This is a genomic window from Mesorhizobium sp. M1E.F.Ca.ET.041.01.1.1 (assembly GCF_003997355.1).
Classification (GTDB): Bacteria; Pseudomonadota; Alphaproteobacteria; order Rhizobiales; family Rhizobiaceae; genus Mesorhizobium.
In genome coordinates, this window is record NZ_RZSL01001022.1 from 1 (window position 1) to 1,299 (window position 1,299).

The 1,299-nt window shown below is 69.4% G+C and carries 2 protein-coding genes; both read left to right on the forward strand.

The features are described from left to right. Window positions 1-792: carbohydrate kinase family protein (locus tag EOA38_RS36975; RefSeq protein ID WP_127301530.1), on the forward strand; the 792-nt coding region annotated here is incomplete at its 5' end. 51 nt (window positions 793-843) lie between these two features. Then, the coding region (locus tag EOA38_RS36980; RefSeq protein ID WP_145966310.1) for a pseudouridine-5'-phosphate glycosidase at window positions 844-1,299 on the forward strand (456 nt) is incomplete at its 3' end.

Genomic DNA, 1,299 nt, shown 5'->3' on the forward strand with positions numbered 1-1,299 from the left:
GTGGCGAAGCGCGGCGTGTCGGCCTCGCTGCTTTCGGTGCGCGGCGGCGATGCGGCGGCTGAGACGGTCGCCTCGGCGATCGCCCGGGCCGGTATCGCTGACCTGTCGGTGGTATTCCTCGACCGCACGACGCCGAGCTACACGGCGTTGATCGACAGCGAGGGCGAACTGATCGTCGGCTTTGCCGATATGGGCCTCTACGATCTCGCCTTCCCCAAGCAGATCCGCCGCGCCAAGGTCCGCGAGGCGATCGCTGAGGCCGACGCGATCCTTTGCGACGCGAACCTGCCGACGGCGGCGCTGGAACGACTGGTGGCGCAGGCTGGCGACAGGCCGATCTTCGCCATCGCCATCTCGCCGGCGAAGGTCGTCCGGCTGGCGCCGCTGCTCGGCAACCTGTCGCTGCTGTTCATGAACCGCCGCGAGGCGGCGGCGCTCGCCGGCGCGGACATGTCGGGGCTGGAGCTTGTCAAGGAGCTCAGGCGGGTGGGGCTGACGGCGGGCGTGGTCACTGCCGGCGGCGCCCCGGTGCTGGGCTTCGACGAGTCCGGCGTCTTTGCCATCGACCCTCCCGCCGCTCGACGGGTCGCCGACGTCACTGGCGCCGGCGATGCGCTGACGGGCGCTACGGTCGCGGCGCTGCTGCGCGGCCAGCCTCTGCGGGCGGCGCTGCGCGAAGGCGTTGCCGCGGCGATGCTCGCCATCGAGAGCGCCGAGGCAGTGCCAGCCTTCACCACCTCCAGTTTCGCGCAGGCGCTGGCCCTTGTGCCGGAGGCACGGGAGGTGGCATAGGGCCACCAGATCATCTTGCCGGAGCATTTTTCGCTTCGATCGGAGACAGACATGACGCCTGAGACCGCCCGCCCCTTCATCGACATCCATCCGCCGGTGGCTGAGGCGCTCGCCGCCGACAGGCCAGTGGTGGCGTTGGAGAGCACCATCATCACCCACGGGATGCCCTACCCCGACAATGGTGCCATGGCGGCCAAGGTCGAGCAGATCATCGTCGATGGCGGCGCGGTGCCGGCGACGATCGCGGTGGTCAACGGCCGCATCAAGATCGGGCTGTCCGATGGCGAGCGCGAATCGCTCGCCATGACCGGCGACGCCATGAAACTGTCGCGCGCCGATATCGGTTTTGCCGTCGCGCAAGGGCGCACCGGCGGCACCACCGTTGCCGCCACCATGATTGCCGCGCATATGGCGGGCATAAAGGTTTTCGCCACCGGCGGCATCGGCGGCGTCCACAAGGGCGCCGAGAAGAGTTTCGATATCTCGGCCGACCTCGACGAGCTGGCG